Origin of the sequence: Pantoea sp. EEL5 (assembly GCF_049892805.1) — a bacterium.
Lineage (GTDB): Bacteria > Pseudomonadota > Gammaproteobacteria > Enterobacterales > Enterobacteriaceae > Pantoea > Pantoea ananatis.
This window is the reverse complement of record NZ_JBNDNJ010000001.1, coordinates 1,591,670-1,615,560: the sequence shown is the minus strand read 5'-3', so window position 1 is coordinate 1,615,560 and position 23,891 is coordinate 1,591,670. Positions and strand designations below refer to the sequence as shown.

At 54.9% G+C, this 23,891-nt stretch carries 23 protein-coding genes; 13 read left to right on the top strand and 10 right to left on the bottom strand.

Features of this window, described 5'->3' with window-relative positions; translation table 11 throughout:
• Nucleotides 1-39: 39 nt before the first annotated feature.
• Nucleotides 40-435 (bottom strand): MAPEG family protein, encoded by a 396-nt coding sequence (locus ACPXSQ_RS07715; protein WP_028715237.1) that lies wholly within the window; start codon nt 433-435, stop codon nt 40-42.
• A 54-nt stretch (nt 436-489) separates the two neighbouring features.
• Nucleotides 490-1,311 carry a DUF72 domain-containing protein gene (locus ACPXSQ_RS07710; RefSeq protein WP_014605671.1) on the bottom strand — a complete coding sequence of 274 codons (822 nt, stop codon included), beginning with the start codon at nt 1,309-1,311 and terminating at the stop codon, nt 490-492.
• 220 nt (nt 1,312-1,531) lie between these two features.
• On the opposite strand from ACPXSQ_RS07710, the gene aspS reads away from it, so the two are divergent.
• The 6 genes from aspS (at nt 1,532) to ruvB (ending at nt 7,012) form a co-directional block, all read left to right on the top strand.
• Complete coding sequence (gene aspS, locus ACPXSQ_RS07705) at nt 1,532-3,310, top strand: aspartate--tRNA ligase (RefSeq protein WP_024472105.1); 1,779 nt, start codon at nt 1,532-1,534, stop codon at nt 3,308-3,310.
• On the top strand, nt 3,310-3,741 hold the full coding sequence (gene nudB, locus ACPXSQ_RS07700; RefSeq protein WP_013026082.1) for a dihydroneopterin triphosphate diphosphatase: 432 nt from the start codon (nt 3,310-3,312) through the stop codon (nt 3,739-3,741). Before aspS ends, nudB begins: the two co-directional genes overlap by 1 nt.
• Before the next feature lie 239 nt (nt 3,742-3,980).
• Nucleotides 3,981-4,724, top strand: a complete 744-nt coding sequence (locus tag ACPXSQ_RS07695) for a YebC/PmpR family DNA-binding transcriptional regulator (protein WP_013026080.1) — start codon at nt 3,981-3,983, stop codon at nt 4,722-4,724.
• A 36-nt stretch (nt 4,725-4,760) separates the two neighbouring features.
• Nucleotides 4,761-5,288, top strand: a complete 528-nt coding sequence (gene ruvC, locus ACPXSQ_RS07690) for a crossover junction endodeoxyribonuclease RuvC (RefSeq protein ID WP_013026079.1) — start codon at nt 4,761-4,763, stop codon at nt 5,286-5,288.
• Between the two features lie 96 nt (nt 5,289-5,384).
• The gene (ruvA, locus tag ACPXSQ_RS07685) at nt 5,385-5,999 is read left to right on the top strand and encodes a Holliday junction branch migration protein RuvA (protein WP_013026078.1); all 615 of its coding nucleotides are present in this window, start codon (nt 5,385-5,387) and stop codon (nt 5,997-5,999) included.
• An 8-nt stretch (nt 6,000-6,007) separates the two neighbouring features.
• Complete coding sequence (ruvB, locus tag ACPXSQ_RS07680; RefSeq protein WP_013026077.1) at nt 6,008-7,012, top strand: Holliday junction branch migration DNA helicase RuvB; 1,005 nt, start codon at nt 6,008-6,010, stop codon at nt 7,010-7,012.
• On the opposite strand, the gene znuB is transcribed toward ruvB, so the two are convergent.
• Both znuB and znuC read right to left on the bottom strand, forming a co-directional pair.
• Complete coding sequence (gene znuB, locus ACPXSQ_RS07675) at nt 7,013-7,798, bottom strand: zinc ABC transporter permease subunit ZnuB (protein ID WP_014593886.1); 786 nt, start codon at nt 7,796-7,798, stop codon at nt 7,013-7,015. It abuts the gene before it with no gap.
• The gene (znuC, locus tag ACPXSQ_RS07670) at nt 7,795-8,550 is read right to left on the bottom strand and encodes a zinc ABC transporter ATP-binding protein ZnuC (protein ID WP_014593885.1); all 756 of its coding nucleotides are present in this window, start codon (nt 8,548-8,550) and stop codon (nt 7,795-7,797) included. Before znuC ends, znuB begins: the two co-directional genes overlap by 4 nt.
• Before the next feature lie 77 nt (nt 8,551-8,627).
• Here znuC and znuA point away from each other — a divergent pair, with 77 nt between their 5' ends.
• The 3 genes from znuA to lpxM all read left to right on the top strand — a co-directional run bounded on the left by znuA (nt 8,628) and on the right by lpxM (nt 12,009).
• On the top strand, nt 8,628-9,575 hold the full coding sequence (znuA, locus tag ACPXSQ_RS07665; RefSeq protein WP_013026074.1) for a zinc ABC transporter substrate-binding protein ZnuA: 948 nt from the start codon (nt 8,628-8,630) through the stop codon (nt 9,573-9,575).
• A 14-nt stretch (nt 9,576-9,589) separates the two neighbouring features.
• A complete protein-coding gene (mepM, locus tag ACPXSQ_RS07660) occupies nt 9,590-10,921 on the top strand; it encodes a murein DD-endopeptidase MepM (RefSeq protein WP_013026073.1) in 1,332 nt (443 codons plus the stop codon).
• Between the two features lie 113 nt (nt 10,922-11,034).
• Entirely contained in the window at nt 11,035-12,009 is a 975-nt protein-coding gene (gene lpxM / locus ACPXSQ_RS07655) for a lauroyl-Kdo(2)-lipid IV(A) myristoyltransferase (protein WP_105087570.1), read from the top strand.
• 29 nt (nt 12,010-12,038) lie between these two features.
• On the opposite strand, the gene ACPXSQ_RS07650 is transcribed toward lpxM, so the two are convergent.
• The 3 genes from ACPXSQ_RS07650 to ACPXSQ_RS07640 form a co-directional block, all read right to left on the bottom strand.
• A complete protein-coding gene (locus tag ACPXSQ_RS07650; RefSeq protein ID WP_014593881.1) occupies nt 12,039-13,271 on the bottom strand; it encodes an MFS transporter in 1,233 nt (410 codons plus the stop codon).
• 85 nt (nt 13,272-13,356) lie between these two features.
• Nucleotides 13,357-14,799 (bottom strand): pyruvate kinase, encoded by a 1,443-nt coding sequence (gene pyk, locus ACPXSQ_RS07645; RefSeq protein ID WP_013026070.1) that lies wholly within the window; start codon nt 14,797-14,799, stop codon nt 13,357-13,359.
• A 294-nt stretch (nt 14,800-15,093) separates the two neighbouring features.
• Nucleotides 15,094-15,957: a MurR/RpiR family transcriptional regulator gene (locus ACPXSQ_RS07640; RefSeq protein ID WP_014593880.1), complete on the bottom strand. Its 864-nt coding sequence runs from the start codon at nt 15,955-15,957 to the stop codon at nt 15,094-15,096.
• A 370-nt stretch (nt 15,958-16,327) separates the two neighbouring features.
• On the opposite strand from ACPXSQ_RS07640, the gene zwf reads away from it, so the two are divergent.
• Nucleotides 16,328-17,803 carry a glucose-6-phosphate dehydrogenase gene (gene zwf, locus ACPXSQ_RS07635; RefSeq protein WP_013026068.1) on the top strand — a complete coding sequence of 492 codons (1,476 nt, stop codon included), beginning with the start codon at nt 16,328-16,330 and terminating at the stop codon, nt 17,801-17,803.
• A 185-nt stretch (nt 17,804-17,988) separates the two neighbouring features.
• Nucleotides 17,989-18,627, top strand: coding sequence for a bifunctional 4-hydroxy-2-oxoglutarate aldolase/2-dehydro-3-deoxy-phosphogluconate aldolase (locus tag ACPXSQ_RS07630; RefSeq protein WP_024472110.1), 639 nt, complete (start codon nt 17,989-17,991; stop codon nt 18,625-18,627).
• A 54-nt stretch (nt 18,628-18,681) separates the two neighbouring features.
• On the opposite strand, the gene purT is transcribed toward ACPXSQ_RS07630, so the two are convergent.
• A complete protein-coding gene (gene purT / locus ACPXSQ_RS07625) occupies nt 18,682-19,860 on the bottom strand; it encodes a formate-dependent phosphoribosylglycinamide formyltransferase (RefSeq protein WP_072138112.1) in 1,179 nt (392 codons plus the stop codon).
• Nucleotides 19,861-20,030: 170 nt separating this feature from the next.
• On the opposite strand from purT, the gene ACPXSQ_RS07620 reads away from it, so the two are divergent.
• Nucleotides 20,031-20,675, top strand: coding sequence for a tellurite resistance TerB family protein (locus ACPXSQ_RS07620; RefSeq protein WP_426143785.1), 645 nt, complete (start codon nt 20,031-20,033; stop codon nt 20,673-20,675).
• Nucleotides 20,676-20,791: 116 nt separating this feature from the next.
• Nucleotides 20,792-22,864 (top strand): prolyl oligopeptidase family serine peptidase, encoded by a 2,073-nt coding sequence (locus ACPXSQ_RS07615; protein WP_072138111.1) that lies wholly within the window; start codon nt 20,792-20,794, stop codon nt 22,862-22,864.
• Here ACPXSQ_RS07615 and exoX read toward each other — a convergent pair.
• Nucleotides 22,848-23,519 carry an exodeoxyribonuclease X gene (gene exoX, locus ACPXSQ_RS07610; protein WP_015700171.1) on the bottom strand — a complete coding sequence of 224 codons (672 nt, stop codon included), beginning with the start codon at nt 23,517-23,519 and terminating at the stop codon, nt 22,848-22,850. The two genes, ACPXSQ_RS07615 and exoX, sit on opposite strands and share 17 nt — an antisense overlap.
• Complete coding sequence (locus ACPXSQ_RS07605; protein ID WP_019105100.1) at nt 23,519-23,749, bottom strand: DNA polymerase III subunit theta; 231 nt, start codon at nt 23,747-23,749, stop codon at nt 23,519-23,521. Before ACPXSQ_RS07605 ends, exoX begins: the two co-directional genes overlap by 1 nt.
• Nucleotides 23,750-23,891 lie beyond the last annotated feature (142 nt).

The following is a 23,891-nucleotide window of genomic DNA, read 5'->3' as shown; positions in this document are numbered from 1 at the left end:
GCAGAAACTGCCGCGGCCTGCACCCTTTAAGCCGCAACATTAATGCAGGCTGAGCACCAGTTGCCAGGGGAGATAGATGAGGTTAAAAATCACCATTCCACTCAGGCCAAACAGGGTCAGCATCATGCCGTATTTGCGTCCACTCATCACGTCATTACGCAGGCCATAAGCATGCAAAAAACGGCCAACAAAAAACACGATGCCCGTCAGGTGAACCATCCAGACATCCGCCCCGTTCATCTCAAGCGTTATCAGCAGCAGCAGCGCCAGGGGAATGGTTTCAACGGCATTGCCATGAATGCGGATGGCCCTGTTCAGGTCGTGATGACCGCCATCCCCAAAAGCAACGTGATGTTGACGCCGAAAGCGGACGACATTGAGGGTGAACTTCATTATCAGTAATGCACCGATAACCACATATAACGCGCTAATCATCATGGATTCCTTTTTTATTCATATCACCAGAGGGGGCGAGGCTGCCCATCGCTATCAGAATAGCGAATCCTGTTGCGGCCAGTCAGGTCCGGGACCGATGCTGGCATCAATTTTTTGTAATGCCGGCCAGAGCGCCTGCACCAGCGGAAACACCTGTCCCATATCGGGCGTGTGGATAAACACCAGAGGGTCACTTTGCGTGTGCCATTCGGCCAGCTTGGCCAGCCAGATTTGAAACAGTGGCAGGCTTTCTTCCAGGTTGTCGCTGCCGACAAAACGGATCATGGGGCGCGACCCGGTCAACAGTGCATGGGGCGGAACGCGAGGCTTTTGCTGGCGGGCGTGAAGTGCCGCCGGGCTTTGCGAGGTTGAGGCATGAACCGGACGGCTGTCCAGCACCACACGATTGACGCCGCGCTGCAGCAGGCCGCGATTCAGCGCGCGCTCAGCCTCGCCTTTGGCAAAAAAGGCGGCATGGCGGACTTCGACGCCGTAAGAGAAATGGGTGGGCAGGCTGTCCAGAAAGCGCCAGAGATCGTTCAGTTGCGCAGGGGAAAAGCTGGCGGGCAGCTGTAGCCAGTACTGACCCATGCGGTCGGCGAGCGGTGCCATCAGGCGAAAAAAATCCGTTACTAAGTCGTCGGTATTTTGCAGGGCGGCCTGATGGCTGATGCTGCTGGGAAATTTAAAACAGAAACGAAACTGGTCATGCGTCATATCCCGCCAGCGCAGGACCGTTTCCGCATCAGGCAGCGCATACAATGTGGTATTGCCTTCCACCGTGCCGAAATAACGCGCATAGTCAGCCAGGGTTTCGATTCCCCATCGCTTCCAGTGCGCGTGATGCCATTGTGGCAAACCAATACGAAGTGTCACGCCTGATTCCCGCCTTTGAGTGTGATGGTAATTATCCTGTAAGGCAGTATATTGACGCAAACAGGTGAAAAGCGAACAGGAAATGCCGCGCTTTAACGTGGCTCCACTTATCCTGTTTGCCTTTTTCCATTATAATAGCGGCCTTTTTTGCGACAGCACCCCACAAGGTGACGCGGCCTGGTGCTGTCAGCTGCAGCGGCGAAGTTAAAAGGATAGTGTTATGCGTACAGAGTATTGTGGACAGCTCAATCTGTCTCATGTAGGTCAGCAAGTCACGCTTTGCGGCTGGGTCAACCGTCGTCGCGATCTGGGAAGCCTGATTTTTATCGATATGCGTGACCGTGAAGGCATCGCACAGGTTTTTTTCGATGCCGATCATCAAGACGCTTTCCAACTGGCATCTGAACTGCGTAACGAATTCTGTATCCAGATTACCGGCACCGTGCGTGCCCGTGACGAAAAAAACAGAAACAGCGACATGGCCACGGGTGACGTAGAAGTCTTTGCCCACGCGCTGAACATCATCAATCGTGCTGAACCGCTGCCTCTGGATTCTAACCAGACCAACAGCGAAGAAGCACGTCTGAAGTACCGTTATCTGGATCTGCGTCGTCCTGAAATGGTTGAGCGCTTAAAGACTCGCGCTAAGATCACCAGTTTTGTCCGTCGTTTTATGGATGACGCTGGCTTCCTGGATATCGAAACGCCGATGCTGACGAAAGCCACCCCGGAAGGCGCGCGCGATTACCTGGTGCCGAGCCGCGTGCACAAAGGCAAATTTTATGCGCTGCCTCAGTCACCGCAGCTGTTTAAACAGTTGCTCATGATGTCGGGTTTCGATCGCTATTATCAGATTGTTAAATGTTTCCGTGATGAAGACCTACGCGCAGACCGTCAGCCCGAATTTACGCAGATCGATGTGGAAACTTCCTTCCTGACCGCACCTCAGGTGCGTGAAATTATGGAGCGCATGATTCGCGAACTCTGGCAGAGCGTGAAGGGCGTGGATCTGGGTGAGTTTCCGCAGATGACCTTTGCCGAAGCCATGCATCGCTACGGTTCAGACAAACCCGACCTGCGTAATCCCATGGAGCTGGTGGACGTGGGCGACCTGCTGAAAACCGTTGAGTTTCAGGTGTTTTCTGGCCCGGCTAACGACGAGAAAGGCCGTGTTGCCGCGCTGCGTGTTCCCGGCGGCGCGCAGCTGAGCCGTAAGCAGATTGATGAATACGGCAAATTTGTTGAGATTTACGGTGCCAAAGGCCTGGCGTGGATGAAGGTAAACGAACGTGCGAAGGGCCTGGAGGGCGTACAGAGCCCGGTAGCGAAATTCCTTAATGCCGATATCGTTGAAACCCTCCTCAGCCGCACGAGCGCGCAGGATGGGGATATCATCTTCTTTGGTGCCGACCGTGCCAAAGTGGTGGCCGATGCGCTGGGCGCACTGCGCCTGAAAGTGGGACGTGACCTGCAAATCACCGACGACAAAGCCTGGGCGCCGCTGTGGGTTGTCGACTTCCCGATGTTTGAAGAAGATGACGAAGGTGGGCTGGCTGCCATGCACCATCCGTTTACGGCACCGAAAGAGATGAGTGCGGAACAGCTGGCAGCCGATCCGACCCAGGCCGTAGCGAATGCTTACGACATGGTGATCAACGGTTATGAAGTCGGCGGCGGATCTGTGCGTATCCACAACGGTAACATGCAGCAGACCGTGTTTAGCATTCTGGGCATTGAAGAGCATGAACAGCGTGAGAAGTTCGGCTTCCTGCTGGATGCACTGAAGTACGGCACGCCGCCGCATGCAGGCCTGGCATTTGGTCTGGATCGCCTGACGATGCTGTTAACCGGTACCGACAATATTCGTGACGTTATTGCGTTCCCGAAAACCACGGCAGCGGCCTGCATGATGACGGAAGCACCAAGCGAAGCGAATCCGGCGTCACTGCTTGAGTTAGGCATTCAGGTCGTCAAGAAAGACAAGCCTGAGACGAAGTAATGCCGTATAAACATCCGGTTTCTGTGTTAGTGGTGATTGTGGCGCAGGACAGTGGCCGGGTGTTAATGCTGCAGCGCCGTGACGACCCGGATTTCTGGCAATCGGTCACCGGCAGCCTGGAAGCGGATGAGTGTCCGCTGCAGGCGGCCGAGCGAGAAGTCGGTGAGGAGCTGGGGATTGATGTAAAGGCCGAGCAGCTAACGATTGAAGACTGTCAGCGTGAAATCGACTTTGAGATTTTCCCGCACTATCGTCATCGTTATGCGCCGGGCACGACGCACAACCGTGAACACTGGTTCAGGCTGGCCTTGCCTACAGAGCGTGATCTGCTGCTCACCGAGCATCTTGCCGCGCGCTGGCTCGATCCCGCCGCCGCCGCTGCCCTCACGAAATCCTGGAGTAATCGCCAGGCGATTGAAGAATTTATCTGAATGCTCGCCGCTGCGCGTTTTTCCCGTGGCGAAGGCATTAGGTTTTATGAATCGGGTGGGTTTTCAATGAACGCACCGAACAATATCGACAGTCAGGCGTAATCGGCGCCGCGAGGGTGTCCACCGCCAGCGCACCGCAACGGATCGTACTTCTGTATGTGGGAATTGCGGGCACGGCCTGGGGACACGTTCGCACGTAAGATAGCCTGCACCCAGTAAAAGATCGGAGAAAATGCAACATGGCTGGACACAGTAAATGGGCGAATACCAAGCACCGTAAGGCCGCTCAGGACGCCAAGCGCGGTAAAATCTTTACGAAGATCATTCGTGAGCTGGTCACGGCTGCCAAACTGGGCGGCGGCGATCCGGGCTCCAACCCGCGCCTGCGTGCGGCAATGGATAAAGCGCTGTCTAATAACATGACGCGCGATACCATGAACCGTGCCATTGCACGCGGCGTAGGTGGCGAAGATGACTCCAACATGGAAACCATCATTTATGAAGGTTACGGTCCGGGCGGATCGGCCATTATGATTGAGTGCCTGAGCGACAACCGTAACCGTACCGTGGGCGAAGTGCGTCACGCCTTCACCAAAACGGGTGGCAACCTGGGTACCGATGGCTCCGTCGCCTATCTGTTCAGCAAAAAAGGCGTAATCTCCTTCGCACCCGGTCATGACGAAGATGCGGTGATGGAAGCGGCGCTGGAAGCGGGCGCAGAAGACGTGGTCGGTTACGATGACGGCGCGATTGACGTGTTTACCGCATGGGAAGAGATGGGCACGGTGCGCGATGCGCTGGAAGCGGCGGGCTTTAAAGCCGACTCCGCGGAAGTGGCCATGATCCCCTCGACCAAAGCCGAAATGGATGCGGAAACCGCGCCTAAACTGCTGCGCCTGATCGATATGCTGGAAGACTGTGACGACGTGCAGGAGGTTTACCATAACGGCGAAATCTCCGACGAGGTGGCGGAAACGCTTTAATGCTGTACCGCTACACGCTCAGGCTGGAGACGCGTCATGTCGATTATTTTAGGGATTGACCCTGGCTCACGCGTGACCGGTTATGGGGTGATTCGTCAGACTGGCCGCCAGCTCACTTATCTGGGCAGCGGCTGTATTCGTACCAACACAACAGAGTTACCTGCGCGTCTGAAGCTGATCTATGCCGGAGTATGCGAAATCATTACGCAGTTCTCGCCGGATTTTTTTGCTATCGAGCAGGTGTTTATGGCGAAGAATGCCGATTCTGCCCTGAAGTTGGGGCAGGCGCGGGGGGCCGCGATTGTGGCGGCGGTTAACCATGATCTGCCGGTGTTTGAATATGCCGCGCGCCAGGTCAAGCAAACGGTCGTTGGCACCGGTGGCGCAGAAAAAAGTCAGGTGCAACACATGGTGAAATCGCTGCTGAAACTGGCGGCGAATCCCCAGGCCGATGCCGCCGATGCGCTGGCTATCGCCATCACGCACTGTCACGTGGCCCAAAACGCGGCGCGCATGAGTGACAGCAAGCTGGTGCTGACCCGCGGCCGGTTGCGTCAGAGTTAACAACCCTTACGTCGTCATCGCTATCAGGCTGGATATTCATCCAGCCTTTTTTATGGTATAAATTCCGCCACATACTTTGGATAAGGAAGGCTTCAGGTGATTGGTCGTTTACGGGGCATTATTCTGGAAAAGCAGCCACCGCTGGTGCTGCTGGAGGCGCACGGTGTCGGCTATGAAGTCCATATGCCAATGACCTGTTTTTATGAGCTGCCCGATCTTAATCACGAGGCGGTGATCTTTACTCAGTTTGTGGTGCGCGAAGATGCACAGTTGCTGTTTGGCTTTAACAGCAAGCAGGAACGTGCACTGTTCCGTGAGTTGATTAAAGTCAATGGCGTTGGGCCTAAGCTGGCGCTGGCCATTCTGTCGGGCATGTCGGCACAGCAGTTTGTGACGGCGGTTGAAAAGGAAGAGATTGCCGCGCTGGTTAAACTGCCGGGCGTGGGCAAGAAAACCGCTGAACGTCTGGTGGTGGAAATGAAAGACCGCTTTAAAGGCATGCATGGCGATCTGTTTGGCGGCGATTCGGCCTTTACGCTGACCACGCCGGGCCCGGAGCCAGAGACCAACGATGCAGAATCGGAAGCGGTTGCAGCGCTGGTGTCGCTGGGGTATAAACCGCAGGAAGCGAGCCGCATGATCAGCAAAGTTGGCCGTCCTGACGCGGATTGCGAAACGTTGATCCGTGAAGCGCTCCGCGCCGCTATTTGAGGTAATTCATGATTGAAGCCGATCGCCTGATCTCCGCTGCCAGCATTAACGAAGAAGAGGGCCTCGACCGCGCCATTCGTCCTAAGATGCTGACCGAATATGTGGGCCAGCCGCAGGTGCGTGAGCAGATGGAAATTTTCATCAAGGCAGCACAACTGCGTGGTGATGCGCTGGATCATTTATTGATTTTTGGCCCTCCCGGGCTGGGCAAAACGACGCTGGCCAACATTGTGGCCAACGAGATGGGCGTTAATCTGCGCACGACCTCCGGCCCGGTGCTGGAAAAAGCGGGCGACCTGGCCGCGATGCTGACCAACCTCGAACCTCACGATGTGCTGTTCATTGATGAAATCCATCGTCTTTCACCGGTCGTGGAAGAGGTACTTTATCCGGCTATGGAAGACTATCAGCTGGATATTATGATTGGTGAAGGCCCGGCTGCGCGTTCCATCAAACTGGATCTGCCGCCCTTTACGCTGATTGGCGCCACCACGCGGGCAGGCTCGCTGACGTCACCCCTGCGCGATCGCTTCGGCATCGTGCAGCGTCTGGAGTTTTATCAGGTAAAAGATTTACAGCACATTGTGGGACGCAGCGCCGCCTGCCTTGGTCTGGCACTCAGTGAAGAAGCCGCCCTGGAAATCGCCCGCCGGTCACGCGGAACGCCACGTATTGCCAATCGCCTGTTACGTCGGGTAAGGGATTTTGCTGAGGTGCGCGCGAACGGTGTACTGAGCGGTGATGTCTCGGTGACGGCGCTGGATATGCTGAACGTGGACAGCGAAGGCTTCGATTATATGGATCGAAAACTGTTGCTGGCCATTATCGATAAATTCACCGGTGGGCCGGTCGGGCTGGACAACCTGGCGGCAGCGATTGGCGAAGAGCGGGAAACCATCGAAGACGTGATTGAGCCGTTTTTAATTCAGCAGGGCTTTATTCAGCGCACGCCGCGCGGCCGGATGGCCACGCAGCATGCCTATCGCCACTTTGGTATCACCAAAGAAGCCTGATCACAGCGCCGGTTTGCGCACCATGCTGAAGAGAAAAAGGATGGCGGCGCACAGCACGACGGAAGGGCCGGCGGGCGTGTCATAAAACGCCGAGAAGGTTAAGCCGCCGGTCACGGCAATCACGCCAATCAGTACGGCCACTGCCGCCATCATTTCGGGTGAACGCGCAAAGCGCCTGGCGGTGGCAGCCGGAATGATCAGCAGCGATGTGATGATCAGCGCACCAACAAACTTCATCGCCACACCAATCGTCAATGCGGTTACCAGCATCAGCATCAGCCGGGTGCGTTGAATATTCACGCCGTCAACCTGTGCCAGTTCAGGGCTGATTGTCATCGACAGCAGTGCGCGCCACTGCCAGGCCATAACGGCCAGCACGAATATCACACCTGCAGCCATGGCCCAGAGATCGCTGGGCGTTACCGCCAGCAAATCGCCAAACAGGTAGGCCATCAAATCCACCCGCACGTTCGACATCAGGCTCACCACGACCAGTCCGAGCGAAAGCGCACTGTGCGCCATGATGCCTAGCAGTGTATCTATCGCCAGATGCGGGCGACGCTCAAGCCAGACCAGACCCAGTGCCAGACAGACCGTGACCAGGATCACGGCATAGTAAGGGTTGACGTTGAGCAGCAAACCAAAGGCGACGCCGAGCAGTGAGGCATGCGCCAGCGTGTCGCCGAAATACGACATCTTGCGCCAGACGACAAAAGAGCCCAGGGGGCCCGCCGCCAGCGCCAGCATCACGCCGCCCAGCCAGCCCGGAAGCAGTAATTCAATCATGATGGACCCGGTCCTTTGCGTAATACGATACGTCCCTGAAGGTCGTGACGGTGATTATGGTGATGACGATAGATAGCCAGTTCCTGCGCACCGCGCGGGCCGAACATGGCAATGAATTCGGGATGCTGCGACACCGCCTCAGGCGTACCTGAACAGCAAATGTGATGGTTAAGGCACAGGACCTCATCCGTTTTCGCCATGACTAAATGCAAATCATGGGAAACCATGAGCACGGCGCAGTTCAGCTCGTGTCGCAGTTGATTGATCAAATCGTAAAGCGCGACCTGCCCGTTGACATCCACACCCTGCGTCGGTTCATCAAGCACCAGCAACTGAGGCTGATTGAGCAAGGCGCGAGCCAGTAACACGCGCTGCGTTTCGCCGCCCGACAGTTTCTGCAACGGCGAGGTCAACAGGTGACCCGCCTGAACGCGTTTCAGGGCAGGCAAAATATCCTGATTGCGCGCACCGCGCGACAGGCGCATAAAACGTTCAACCGTGACCGGCAGCGTGGGATCGATATGCAGCTTCTGTGGCACGTAGCCGATGCGTAAGCCCGCACTGCGACTGACCCGACCGGAGGAGGGCGCAAGGAGGCCAAGCACCACCCGAACCAGCGTCGATTTGCCCGCGCCGTTAGGACCGAGCAGGGTTAAAATTTTACCAGGATGAAGTTCCAGACTCACGCCAGATAAGACCTGACGTTGATCAAAACTGATGGATACGTTTTCAAGTGTGACAAGTGATGGCATAAGATTTACAGGTTGCACAGAATTTCGAATGTTATAATATCACATCCAATCTGTTGATGACGAAGGAATGACGCATTATGTTACATAATAAAAAAGGGGGCTTTTTGACCCTGACGGCGATGGCTTTCGCCACCTCTGCTGCCTTACCCGCTCACGCCGATATTGTGGCCTCCATTAAGCCCGTTGGGTTTATTGCCTCGGCCATTGCTGACGGCGTCACACCCGTGGAGGTTTTGCTGCCGGATGGCGCATCCGAACACGATTATGCCCTGCGCCCCTCTGATGTAAAACGCTTACAAAACGCGGACTTAGTTGTTTGGGTTGGCCCTGAAATGGAAGCCTTCATGACAAAATCTGCGGCGTCTCTGCCGGAAAAAAAGAATCTTGAGATCGTGCAAATTTCCGGCGTAAAACCCTTGCTACTGCGTGGAGGTGAAGACGATGATCATCACGACCATGATGACGCAGAGCACGATCATGATGAAGCGCATCATCACCATCATGGTGAGTTTAATATGCACTTGTGGATGTCACCAGAGATAGCGAAAAAAACCGCGGTTGCAATCCACGGAAAATTATTGGAACTTATGCCGCAGGATAAAGCCAAACTTGACGCCAACCTGCAGCATTTTGAGGCAGAATTAGCGGACACAGATAAGCGCATTATCTCACAGCTTGCCCCCGTTAAAGATAAAGGGTATTTCGTTTTTCACGACGCTTACACGTACTTTGAAAAACACTACGGTCTCTCGCCCACCGGGCATTTTACCGTTAACCCTGAGATTCAGCCGGGTGCACAGCGCTTACATCAAATTCGAACACAGTTGGTTGAGAAAAAGGCCGTTTGCGTCTTTGCTGAGCCACAATTCAGGCCGGCGGTCATCGATGCTGTTGCCCGTGGAACCCAGGTGCGTAAAGGCACGCTTGATCCGCTGGGTACAGACATCAGCTTAGGAAAAGACAGCTATGTGAAATTCCTCTCACAGCTGTCGAGCCAGTATGAGACCTGCCTGAAAGGAGCATAGAGGAATAGTTCAACGTGCAGCAGATAGCCCGCTCTGTCGCCCTCGCATTTAATAATTTGCCGCGCCCCCACCGCGTTATGCTGGGATCGTTAACCGTAGTGACTCTGGCCGTCGCCGTCTGGCGGCCTTACGTCTACCATCCCAGTAATGATGTGACGCCCATCGTCAAAACCATCGAACTGGACAAAAACGAATTTCGTACACTGCTTCCCGAAGCCAGTGAACCCATCGACCAAAGTACTCCAGAGCCGGATGAAGAACTCCCTGCAGATGATGTCGATCAGGACGTCGCCGACAGTGCCGGCACGCATGAATACACGGTTTCTTCTGGCGATACCCTGAGCAGTGCACTTAATCAGTACGGCATCGATATGGGGGACATTAACGCCCTGGTCTCCAGCGATCGCGATCTGCGTAATTTGCAGGTCGGGCAGCAGCTCAGCTGGACATTAAACGATGACGGCGCGCTGAACACCTTTAGCTGGGAAATTTCGCGTCGTGAAACCCGCACCTATACGCGCACGGATAGCGGCGGCTTCAAAATGCAGTCGCAGATGCAGCAGGGCGAATGGCGCAACAGCGTGATGCAGGGTGAGATACATGGCAGCTTTGCCGCCAGTGCCCGTCGGGCCGGTTTAACCAGTGGCGAAGCCAGCAGCGTGATCAAAGCGATGCAGTGGCAGATGGATTTCCGTAAGCTGCGGGCAGGCGATAAGTTTAGCGTGCTGATGTCGCGTGAAATGATGGACGGCAAGAGCGCACAAAGCCAGTTGCTGGGGGTGCGTTTGCGCAGTGGCGGTAAAGATTATTACGCCTTCCGTGCTGATGACGGCAAGTTCTATGACCGCAGCGGCGCAGGACTGGCGCGCGGCTTTATGCGCTTCCCCACCGTCAAACAGTATCGGGTGTCCTCTAACTTTAATCCCCGCCGCCTTAATCCTGTGACGGGTCGCATTGCGCCGCACAAAGGCGTTGATTTCGCCTTACCGATCGGTACGCCTGTGCTGGCGGTCGGTGATGGTGAGGTCGTGGTGGCGAAAAACGGCGGCGCCGCCGGAAACTATGTGGCTATCCGGCATGGTCGTCAGTACATGACGCGCTACATGCACCTCAAGAAAGTGTTGGTGAAGCCCGGTGAAAAAGTAAAGCGTGGCGACCGCATTGCGCTGTCAGGCAACACAGGCCGTTCTACTGGCCCGCACCTGCACTTTGAGATCTGGATTAATAACCAGGCGGTTAATCCCTTAACGGCTAAGCTACCGCGTATGGAAGGCCTGACCGGTAAAGAACGGACGCAGTACCTTACCCAGGTGAAAGGCTGGTTACCTCAGCTGGGGCTAAAGTAAGTTTTTCGCTAAAATCGACGGCATTGCCGTCGATTTTTTTATCTCTGGCGCAGGATGATTGCAAATTTACTCGTCGCCACTATCATTAGCCCGTCATTGATTGAGGCGAGTGCATGGAAACCCGTAAAAAAAATAACAGCGAATTTATTCCCGTTTTTGAACGATCTTTTTTAAAGCCTAAATACTGGGGCAGCTGGTTGGGTATTGGTGCACTGGCAGGCATCGCCCTGATGCCTGCCACCGTGCGCGATCCGCTTCTGGGGCGGCTGGGCAAAATGGCCGGAAAACTGGCGAAAGGCGCGCGTCGTCGTGCGCTGATTAATCTCTATTATTGCCTGCCTGAATTAAGCGAATCTCAACGCGATGCGATCGTTGATCAGATGTTTGCCACTGCGCCACAGGCGATGGCCATGATGGCTGAGTTAGGGATGCGCGATCCGGCACAAATTCGTCAGCGCGTTGAGTGGCACGGTCGGGAAATTATTGACCAGTTGCAGGCCGACAAGCAGAACGTTATTTTTCTGGTACCACATGGCTGGGCTGTCGATATTCCTGCTATGCTGCTGGCCTCAGAGGGCCAAAAGATGGCAGCCATGTTCCACAATCAGAGCGATCCGCTGGTGGACTATGTCTGGAACCGTGTCCGTCGCCGCTTTGGTGGCCGTATGCATGCGCGCAATGATGGCATCAAGCCGTTTATCAGTTCGGTTCGTCAGGGCTACTGGGGCTATTATCTGCCTGACCAGGATCACGGTCCGGAGCAAAGCGAGTTTGTCGATTTCTTTGCGACTTATAAAGCCACTTTGCCCGCGGTGGGGCGACTAATGAAAGTCTGCCGTGCCCGCGTTGTACCACTGTTTCCGGTCTATAACGGTGAAAGTCACAAACTGGAAATTTATGTTCGCCCTCCCATGGACGACTTACTTGACGCGGATGACCGCCAACTGGCGCGCAGGATGAATGAGGAGGTGGAGGTGTTTGTGCGTCCGCATCCGGAACAATATACCTGGATACTCAAGCTGCTGAAAACTCGCAAAGAAGGTGATATCGAACCTTACTCGCGCGACGAGCTTTATCCACGTAAATAATCATCAGGCCGCATTGCGGCCTGAAAGCTTCAGAGAGGCGTTACTTTTGCGTGACGTTTACGTTCACGCAGGAACATCAGCACCAGCCCAAACCACATCACGCCGCTGATAAAGTTGATTAGGCTAAACCAGATGACCCCGCCGTTGAAATAGAAGTGCTTCGCTAACTCAATGCCGATAGCCAGGGTCAGAATACTGACCATGCCCAGCATGGCCGCCACGCTGCCTTTTCCTTCATCACTGGCATACAGTGTCAGACGATAAAGTCCTGCATTGACCATGCCGCCGCCAAAGGCATACAAACTTAGTCCCGCCGTGATAAAGAGATAGCTGTGCGCGTCAATCAGGGTAGCTGACAGGGCAAGGCTCAGGCCCAGCAGTATCGGCCATGCCGCAAACTTTACTGGCTGCTCTATCGGCATGCGGCCTACCACCTTACTCAGCGTCACATTGCCCGCAATCATCGCCAGAAAAACCGGAAGCTGGAGCAGGGCATACTGCATGCGGGAAAGGCCCTCATCGCGCATTAAAATCACGGGTGACAAGGCAACCCAGGTCAGAATGGGAATGAATACCAGCCCGATAGCAAAGGAGCCATACATCACCTGGCGATCTTTCAAAAGACGGCCGTAATTACGTGCGAGCACGGGCAGCGCAACAGACTGAGTGCGATCGCCTGCGGTTTCAGGCATCACCCGCCATAAAACGAGAAAAGCCACGGCGCTACAGGCGGCAAACAGCCAAAACATACTGCGCCAGCTGCCTACCGTTAGCCAGGCTGCACCCGCCAGCGGTCCGGCGAGCGGGGCGAGCAGGGCCACATTCGCCATGAGTGCCATGATCCGCACCGCTAAGGCTTCTTCAAACGCTTCCTGAATGGCGGCATAGCCCACCGCGCCGATGAAGCACAGACTGATGCCCTGCACAAAACGCAGGCTGACAAACTGCTGAATATCACTTACCCAGGTTGTGAGAATGCAGGCGGACGCAAAAAAGAGAATGCCGAATAGCAACACGGGCCTGCGGCCATATTTATCCGATAGCGGGCCGAGTAACCACTGGAGCACGACGCCGCCCAGTAAGTAGGCCGTCAGAGAGGTTGATACCCATTCTGCGCCAACGTTGAATTCGGCGGTGACCAGTAACATGCCGGGTTGGATCATGTCGTGCGCAATATAGGTTGCAAACTCGTAGAGCACCATAGCCAGTGGGAACAGCATTATGCGCCCCGTAAGCTGGCTGATGGGTTGGTAACGGGCCATCTGGCCTCCTTGTGAAAAAACAAAAACGCGACTGCAGGGCAGTCGCGTTTCCAATGGTAATACAGGTGATGAGAAAAAGGCGGAATTAATCGACGCGCAGCACACGACCTGTGTTGGTTGTTCCGGTTGCGCCCATCACGTCACCCTGGGTGACCACGACAAGGTCACCCGACAGCAGAAAGCCTTTATCACGCAGCAGATTAACCGCGTCGTGCGCGTTTGCTACGCCCTCATTATTGCTGTCAAAGAATACCGGCGTCACGCCACGGAACAGCGCCGTGATGTTCAGCGTGCGCTCGTGGCGCGACATGGCGAAAATCGGCAGGCCAGAGGTGATGCGCGAGGTCATCAACGGCGTACGGCCTGATTCCGTCATCGTAATAATGGCGGTCACGCCCTGCAGATGGTTGGCCGTGTACATGGCTGACATCGCGATGGCTTCTTCGATGTTGTCAAACTGCACGTCAAGGCGATGTTTAGAGACGTTCACGCTGGGGATTTTTTCTGCACCCAGACACACTTTTGCCATCGCCGCGACCGTTTCAGCCGGGTACTGGCCTGCGGCGGTTTCAGCAGAGAGCATCACGGCATCGGTGCCGTCCAGCACGGCGTTGGCAACGTCCATGACTTCAGCGCGGGTGGGCATTGGATTGGTAATCATGGATTCCATCATCTGGGTTGCCGTGATGATGGTACGGTTAAGCTGACGGGCGCGGCGGATAAGCGCCTTCTGAATACCCACCAGTTCCGGATCGCCGATTTCAACGCCAAGATCGCCACGGGCCACCATGACCACGTCTGAGGCCAGAATGATGTCGTCCATCGCCTCCTGCGAGGCAACGGCTTCAGCACGTTCTACCTTCGCCACCATCAGCGCATCACAGCCTGCGTCGCGCGCCAGACGGCGCGCATAGTGCATGTCTTCACCACAGCGCGGGAAAGAAACGGCCAGGTAATCCACATTGATTTTGGCTGCGGTGATGATGTCTGCTTTGTCTTTTTCGGTCAGGGCTTCGGCTGATAACCCGCCGCCCAGTTTGTTGATCCCTTTATTGTTGGAGAGCGGGCCGCCTACCGTAACTTCAGTAAAGACTTTTACGCCCTGAACTTCCAGCACCTTTAACTGTACGCGACCATCATCCAGCAACAGAATATCGCCAGGCACCACGTCTTCAGGCAGACCTTTATAATCGATGCCCACGCGCTCTTTGTCGCCTTCGCCTTTACCCATCGCCGCGTCCAGCAGGAAACGATCGCCGACGTTCAGGAACACTTTGCCTTCTTTGAAGGTCGAGACACGGATCTTAGGGCCTTGCAAATCGCCCAGAATGGCAACATGACGTCCCAGTTTTGCGGCAATCTGACGGACTTTATCAGCACGCAACTGATGATCTTCAGCCGTGCCGTGAGAAAAGTTAAGACGCACGACGTTGGCGCCAGCTGCAATGATTTTTTCGAGGTTGTTGTCGCGGTCAGTGGCTGGGCCGAGGGTAGTTACGATTTTGGTTCTTCTTAAACGTCGAGACATAGGGATTCCTTTGGAGTTTGGAACTGAGCTGAATCGTTACATTTTAAGGTGTTAGCCCATCAGGTACTGCTTACCACACAGAGGTATTATTATACATTCGAGTGTGTCAGAACTGTGGCACTGCGCCATAACCCTGTCGAGAAAGGGCGATTTTGTTAGATACAATACTGAGACTCATCAAGGAAGTCATCCCCCTCACGGCATTAGCGAAAGCTTAATTGACCAGGCGCATATGATGTCACTTTTCCGATCGCTTTTACGCGGTATCGGGAAAATGAACTCAGGGCACAGAGATCAGACGCTATCGTTATCGGCAATGGCGGGTTTGTCGTAACGAGATGACTTTAGCGCCTCTTTTACCCGCTTCAGGTTCTGCCTGAAAGCGGGCCCCCGTTCCAGGGTAAAACCGGTCGCCAGCAGGTCGATCACGGTGAGTTGAGCCAGCCTGGACACCATCGGCAGATAGATATCGGTATCTTCGGGCACATCGACGAGCAGCGCCAGCGAGGCTTCATGGGCAAGTGGCGATCCGGCTGAGGTAATGGCGATAACGGTCGAGCCGTTGGCCTTTGCCATCTGCGCTAGCTCAACCATGTTGCGGGTACGGCCGGTATGAGAGATCAAAACAAACACCTCTTTGTCGCGGCTGTTGATACAGCTCATTCGCTGCATCACCACATCATCTGACCAGATAACCGGCAGGTTGAAGCGTAAAAACTTGTTGAAGGCGTCGTGTGCCACCACAGCGGAGGCACCTAAACCAAAAAAAGTGATTTTATCGGTATGCGTCAGATGGCTCACGGCCTGCTGCAGCGCGGCAAGATCGAGATGCTCCCGCACCCGCTGAAGCCCGGCCAGGGCAGAATCGAATATTTTCTCACTGTAACGCTCAACGCTGTCATCTTCCTGTACGTCCCGACTGAGCCAGTTAGGGGACTTGACCAGCGCCTGAGCAAGTTGAAGCTTGAAGTCGGGAAAACCCGCCGTGCCAAGATGGCGGCAAAACCGGTTGACGGTGGGCTCACTCACTTCCGCCGCCCGTGCCAGCGTAGCAATACTGGAATGTATCGCCTGCTCCGGAGAAGCAAGGATATGTTGTGCCACTTTACGCTCTGACTTACTGAGCGCACTCATCTGCACCCGAATTTTATCCAACATAGTCCTGACCTGATAAGCGTGGAATATCTGTTAATATGAATAATTACTGTTGTTACAGGAAATTCACGGAGAATATACCCCGCCTGACCGAGGTGGGCGCAAGGTCTGATAAGTTTGCGGCCCTTTTTTTTGCGATAATCAGGCCCGTACTGGATTTTAGCCAGACAATATTTGACACAGAAAAATAACTGAAAGCGCACGTGTCAACATACCCCAGACGCTAATTGGGTGCAGAGTTAGCGTCGTGACGCCGCAGGCTGGTTTACCTGGCCTGGGGAAAAAAGTACATTGTGCTGAAAGAAAATGACAACTTGGACCCGGTGCTCAGGACGCAACGCCACCGGGACAATCCTGCAACGAGGAGAGGAAAATGGCGGTAACACAAATAGCCCAGGCATGCGATCTGGTAATTTTCGGCGCCAAAGGCGATCTCGCCCGTCGTAAACTGTTGCCCTCGCTGTATCAGTTAGAGAAAGCGGGCCAGATTCATGAAGAAACCCGCATTATCGGCGTAGGCCGTGCCGAGTGGGATAAAGCCGAATACACCAAAGTGGTGCGTGAGGCGTTAGAAACCTTCATGAAGGAAAAAATCGATGAAGCACTCTGGGACAAGCTCAGCAACCGTCTCGATTTCTGTAACCTTGATGTAAACGATACGTCGCACTTCCCACGCCTGGGTAAGATGCTGGACCAGAAAAGCCGTACCACCATTAACTATTTTGCCATGCCGCCCAGCACCTTCGGTGCGATCTGTCAGGGATTGGGCACGGCAAAGCTGAACGCTAAACCCGCGCGTGTTGTCATGGAAAAACCGCTCGGTACCTCGCTGGAAACCTCAAAAGAAATTAACGACAGCGTGGGTGAGTACTTTGATGAGAGTCAGGTTTTCCGTATTGACCACTATCTGGGCAAAGAAACGGTTCTTAACCTGTTAGCGCTGCGCTTTGCTAATGCCATTTTTGTTAATAACTGGGATAACCGCACGATCGATCACGTGCAGATTACCGTGGCGGAAGAAGTGGGTATTGAAGGACGCTGGGGCTACTTTGATAAAGCGGGCCAGATGCGCGATATGATTCAGAACCATCTGTTACAGGTTCTGACGATGATCGCCATGTCACCGCCTTCCGATCTCAGCGCCGACAGTATTCGTGATGAAAAAGTGAAAGTGCTGCGCTCGCTGCGTCCTATCGATCAAACCAACGTCCGCGAGAAAACGGTACGTGGTCAGTACACCTCTGGCTTCGTTCAGGGCAAGAAAGTGCCTGGCTATCTTGAAGAAGAGGGTGCCAATAAGACCAGCGCCACCGAAACCTTTGTGGCTATTCGCGTGGACATCGATAACTGGCGTTGGGCAGGCGTGCCGTTCTACCTGCGTACCGGTAAACGTCTTCCGACCAAATGCTCAGAAGTCGTGGTGTATTTCAAAAACCCGGAGATGAACCTGTTTAAGGATTCCTACTCCCAGTTGCCGCAGAACAAACTCACTATTCGTCTGCAGCCTGATGAAGGCGTGGATATTGAGATCCTGAACAAAGTGCCGGGTCTTGATCACAAACACAAACTGCAAACCACCAAGCTGGATCTGAGCTACTCAGAAACCTTCAATCAGTCTCATCTGGCCGATGCCTATGAGCGCTTATTGCTGGAGTCCATGCGCGGTATCCAGGCGCTGTTTGTGCGTCGCGATGAAGTGGAAGCGGCATGGACCTATGTGGATTCCATCATCGATGCCTGGGCAGCCGACGGCGACTCATCCAAGCCTTATCAGGCGGGAACATGGGGGCCGGTGGCCTCTGTGGCAATGATTACCCGTGATGGCCGCTCCTGGAACGAATTTGAATAACCACCCAGCCCGCCGCGAGCGGGCTTTTTTTGCACCAACTCTCAAAAATGAACTGCCGTTTTAAAAATCTTTCCCGGTCATAGACGGGCAAACGGCGGATCCTGTATGGTAGTAGCGCTGTTAACCGGGCTGGCCTGGCGATGTCTTCGCCGTGCTGCTCCCAATGTTATCCATCAGGGGACGTGATGAAAAACTGGAAAACGAGTGCCGAACAGATTCTGAAAACCGGACCGGTCGTACCGGTGATTGTGGTTAACAAGCTGGAACATGCCGTTCCCATGGCTCAGGCCCTGGTCGCCGGTGGCGTCAAGGTACTGGAGGTCACGTTGCGCACCCCTGTGGCGATGGATGCCCTGCGCGCCATCATTAAAAACGTACCTGACGCCATTGTGGGAGCCGGCACCGTGCTTAACACCCAACAGCTGCAGGAAGTCACGCAGGCGGGTGCCCAGTTCGTCATTAGCCCGGGGATTACCGAGTCTCTGCTTAAGGCCGCCGTTGAAGGCCCGATTCCGCTGATTCCCGGCATTAGCACCGTGTCAGAATTGATGACCGGCATGGACTATGGTTTGCGGGAATTCAAGTTTTTCCCTGCGGAAGCGAACGGTGGAGTAAAAGCGTTGCAGGCCATCGGCGGGCCTTTCCCTCAGGTACGCTTCTGCCCGACGGGCGGTATCTCACCGGCAAATTACCGTGACTATCTGGCTCTCAAAAGCGTGCTCTGTATCGGCGGTTCCTGGCTGGTGCCAAACGATGCACTGGAAGCGGGCGACTGGCAGCGAATCACGCAACTGGCGCGCGACGCTGTCGCTGGCGCGGAGTAATCTCCGGCGGGAAGTCAAACGCGAGCGGTGAGTCACTGACTCACCGCAATGGCACTATCCCTGAACACTGACAGCCGCCGCGCTGGCAACGGCACGCGCAACGGCTTCTTCAGTTGTATCCGCACAGGCCAGGGCAACACCTAAACGGCGCTGACCGTCGATTTCAGGTTTGCCAAACAGGCGCAGCTGCAAACCTGAACCCAATGCCGCCTCCACATTGACGAACTGCACGTTCTGACTGGTCAACTGCGGCAGGATAACGGCTGACGCGGAAGGACCATACTGGCGAACGGCGCCAATCGGCAGGCCAAGGAACGCACGCACATGAAGCGCGAATTCAGACAGATCTTGTGAAATCAGCGTCACCATGCCGGTATCGTGCGGGCGAGGGGAGACTTCGCTGAACACCACTTCGTCGCCGCAGACAAACAGCTCTACGCCAAACAGCCCATAGCCACCCAGCGCTTTCACCACGGTTTCCGCAATGTGCTGCGCACGCTGCAGCGCCAGCTCACTCATCTGCTGAGGTTGCCATGATTCACGGTAATCCCCGTCTTCCTGGCGATGACCAATGGGGGCACAGAAATGAATGCCGTCAACAGCACTGATCGTTAACAGGGTGATTTCAAAATCAAACTTCACCACGCCTTCCACGATAACGCGCCCGGCACCCGCACGGCCGCCCTGCTGCGCATAGTCCCAGGCTTTTTCCAGCTGGCTGGCATCCCGGATAAAGCTCTGACCTTTACCTGAAGAGCTCATCACTGGCTTCACGATGCATGGAAAACCAATTTCGGCGGCGGCAGACACGAAATTATCTTTGCTGTCGGCAAAAAGGTAGTGGGAAGTGGGAAGCGCGAGCTCTTCTGCTGCCAGACGGCGAATGCCCTCGCGGTTCATGGTCAGGCGCGCCGCGCGGGCGGTCGGCACGACGTGCTGGCCTTGCTGCTCCAGCTCCAGGAGTTTTTCAGTCGCAATAGCTTCAATTTCGGGTACGACGAAGTGAGGCTTTTCCTGCGCAATAACCGCGGCCAGCGCGTCACCATCCAGCATATTAATCACGTGGCTGCGATGAGCAACATGCATGGCAGGTGCATCAGCGTAGCGGTCAACGGCAATCACTTCCACACCCAGGCGCTGACATTCCAGCGCAACTTCTTTCCCCAGTTCACCGGAGCCCAACAGCATTACACGCGTTGCACCAGGGCGCAGCGCAGTTCCAAGAGTCGTCATAAATTCCCCTAAAATCGAAGCAGTCAAAATGCGCGCGCAGTATATACGAAAACGTTTGCGTTCTCACCCTTCAGCTTGTTTGCCTGGGTTTGCGCTACTTTTCCTGCTCTGACGTTTCCTGACATCTTTTTGGTAATGATGTTGTTTCTGAATGGTAAAGGGAGATGATGATGAATAACTGGCTGCAACAGATTCAATCGGTACTGGCTAAAAAAAGCAGCGAGGGTAAATCCAGCGGAGCATTAAGCGATATGCTGGCGCCGGGGGCTTTAGGCGGGCTGGCAGCCATGCTGGTGGCCAGTAAGTCATCCCGAAAGTTGTTAACGAAATATGGCGGTCAGGCTTTGATTATCGGCGGTGGGGCCGCGGCGGGTGCCGTGCTGTGGAACAAATATAAGCAGCGGGTACGCGAAACGCATCAAAACGATCCCGGCTTTGGTGAGTTGCAAACGCCAGTGGATCAGCGGGCGGAGCGGCTGGTGACCGCGCTGGTTTTTGCTGCTAAAAGCGATGGCCATATTGACGATCGGGAACGCGCGGCGATTGAACATAATATTCACGAGGCTGGCTATGGTCAGGATGCCGAAAAACTCATCCAGCAAGCCATGCAGCGACCGCTGGACCCCGAGTGGCTCGCGGCGGACGTCAAAAATGAAGAAGAGGCGCTTGAACTCTATTTTCTGAGCTGCGCCGCCATTGATGTGGACCACTTCATGGAGCGCAGCTATCTTTCCGCCCTGGGCGATGCGCTAAAAATCCCGCAGGATGTGCGTGACGGCATTCAGCAGGATATCCTGCAGCAGAAAGCGGGCTAACCCGCACAGGGCCAGCGATATGGCCCTGCACAACCTCACATTACCTTCACTTTACTTGGCATCTCTTTACATTAGTGCCACGCTTAGTGTTCATTACATTCAGCGGGACGGATGACATGAAAGCACCGAGCGCAAAAAAAATCCCTTACGAATTATCGCTGCATGGCGAAACGCGCATCGACAATTATTACTGGCTACGTGACGACAGGCGTGAAAACAGCGAGGTGCTGGACTATTTACGCGCTGAGAACAATTACGGCCAGAAAATCATGGGCTCACAACAGCCCTTACAGAATCGCATTCTGCGTGAGATTATCGATCGCCTGCCGCCGCAGGACCACTCAGTACCCTATGTGAAAAATGGTTATCGCTATCAAAGCCGGTATGAAAGCGGCAATGAATATGCCGCCTATTACCGACAGCCCGCTGACAGCGATGAGAGCGACCCGTGGACACTGCTGCTGGATGCGAATCAGCGCGCATCACACAGTGATTTTTATACTATGGGCGCACTGCACATCAGCCCGGATAACCGGGTGCTGGCAGTGGCAGAGGACTTCCTTTCCCGGCGGCAGTACGGCATTCGTTTTCGCAATCTGGACAGTGGGAGTTGGTATCCGGAAGTGCTTAACGATGCCTCGTCTAGCTTTGCGTGGGCGAATGATTCACGCACCCTCTATTACGTTCGTAAACATCCGCAAACCCTGTTGCCTTATCAGCTATGGCGGCATGAGTTGGGTACGCCCCAGCACGACGATCGGCTCGTGTACGAAGAAAAAGACGATACCTATCACCTCAGCATTCATAAAACCACGTCGAAACAGTTCATCCTGATCGTGCTATACAGCACCAGCAGCAGCGAGATTCAGCTGATCGATGCGGATTTCCCGGACGCCCTTCCGCAGGTTTTTTTGCCCCGGCGGCGCGATCATGAATACAGTCTTGATCATTATGATCACACGTTCTTCATCCGCTCGAATCGCGAGGGTAAAAATTTCGGACTCTACCGTAGCCATTATCTGGATGAAGCGCGCTGGCAAACCGTGATCCCCGCGCGCGACCATATCGTAATGGAGGATTTCCAGCTTTTTCGTGACTGGCTGGTGGTAGAGGAGCGCCAGCGTGGGCTGACCAGCCTGCGGCAAATCAACTGGGAGACGGGAGAAACCAGCGGCATTGCGTTTGACGATCCCACTTACGTTACCTGGCTGGCTTACAATCCTACGCCGCGCACCAGTAAGCTGCGCTATGGCTATTCGTCCATGACCACGCCCGCCACGCTGTTTGAACTGGATATGGATACGGGGGAACGTCGGATCTTAAAACAAAGTGCGGTCAAAGACTTCAATCCGGATGAGTACAAAAGCGAGCACCATTGGATCACCGTTTCTGACGGCACAGAAGTGCCGGTCTCGCTGGTGTACCACCGCACCCATTTTCAGAAAGGGCAGAACCCCATGCTGGTGTATGGCTATGGCGCCTATGGCAGTAGCATGGACGCTGACTTTAGCGTCAGTCGGCTCAGCCTGCTGGACCGCGGGTTCATCTATGCGCTGGTGCATGTGCGAGGCGGCGGGGAGATGGGGCAGCAGTGGTATGACGGTGGCCGCCTGCTCAATAAGATGAACAGCTTCACCGATTTTATCGACGTGACAAACGGGCTCGTGGCGCGTGGATTCGGGCACCCGGACCGGCTCTATGCGATGGGAGGAAGTGCAGGGGGATTGCTGATGGGCGCAGTCATGAATCTGGCGCCCACGCGCTATCACGGTGTGGTTGCGCAGGTGCCTTTTGTTGATGTGCTCACCACGATGCTTGATGAGTCTATTCCACTGACGACCGGGGAATATGACGAGTGGGGTAATCCGAATGACGCGGAGTACTATCGCTATATCCGGCAATACAGCCCATATGACAACGTTGCGGCGAAAACCTGCCCCCACCTGCTGGTGACAACCGGCCTGCATGATTCACAGGTACAATACTGGGAACCGGCAAAATGGGTGGCTAAGCTGCGTGAATATAAAACCGATGATAACCTGCTGCTGCTCTGCACCGATATGGACTCGGGGCATGGCGGTAAGTCTGGGCGCTACAAGGCCTATGAAGGCGTTGCCCTGGAGCTCACCTTCATCATCGCCCTTGCTCAGGGCAGTTTGCCTCCGGCCGCGCTTACGGAAGCTGACTAAGACACTTGCGCAGCGCCTGCCGTAACGGTGGGCGCAAATCTTTCACGTTATCCAGCATCCATTTCAGGTAACCCGGATCTTTTCGGGCCACCACGGCCAGCGCCTGACCACGATATTTACCAAACGGCAGCACATCATCACGCTGCGCGGCAGGCTGCGAGCGCAGACTCATTTCGTCCGCACGCCAGCCGGACAGTTCCATAATTCGAATGAGCAGCGCGGCCGTCACGTAGCAGTCGTACAGCGCCCGGTGAGCATGCAAATCCGCTGGCGGCGTCACATCCAGCTTGAGGCTGTGCCGGAGCGCCTGATTACCGTATTTAATGCCGGGCCATAGCTGACGAGCCAGCGTCATGGTACAGATCCACTCGCCGTGCATTTCCGGCAACATCCGGCGGTCAAAGCTGGCGTTGTGGGCCACGTAAAAGGGACTGCCGTGGTAGCGCAGGATGGCCTCTTCAATGGGCGGTTTGCCCATCACCATGGCTTCAGTAATGCGGTGTACGGCCATGGCCTGACGACTGATGGGGCGATCGGGTGAGACAAGATCGCTCATTGGATTGACGATTTGGCCGTCGATCACATCTACCGATGCAACCTCAACCACGCCGCCCTGCAGTCCGCAGGTTTCCGTATCGATAACGCGTAGCATCATTATTTCTGTTTAGGCTCGTAGGGCAGGCGTGACAGGTTGAGAGAGGCCTGGCGGTAATGCATTAAACGCTGACGAAACCAGTCCCGCAGGGCTTCAGGTTGTTCGTTGGCGACCATTTCTGCCACGACAGGCATGTTGTAACGCTCTTTAAAAGCAACGCCTGCTGCAGCCAGATCGACATTGACTTTGTCTTTCTCTTCCTGCGACAGCAAGGCAAGGTTGTGACTCATGATATTCTCCCGATAAGCGTGACCAAAAGTAATGTTTTCCTCCTCCTGGCGCAAGGGACAGGATAGCATTGCTGGCCTCGACAGTTAAATTTCAGCGGCGTATTCTTGCGCCACGTTCGTGGCCTTTGCCGCCGTTAACAGG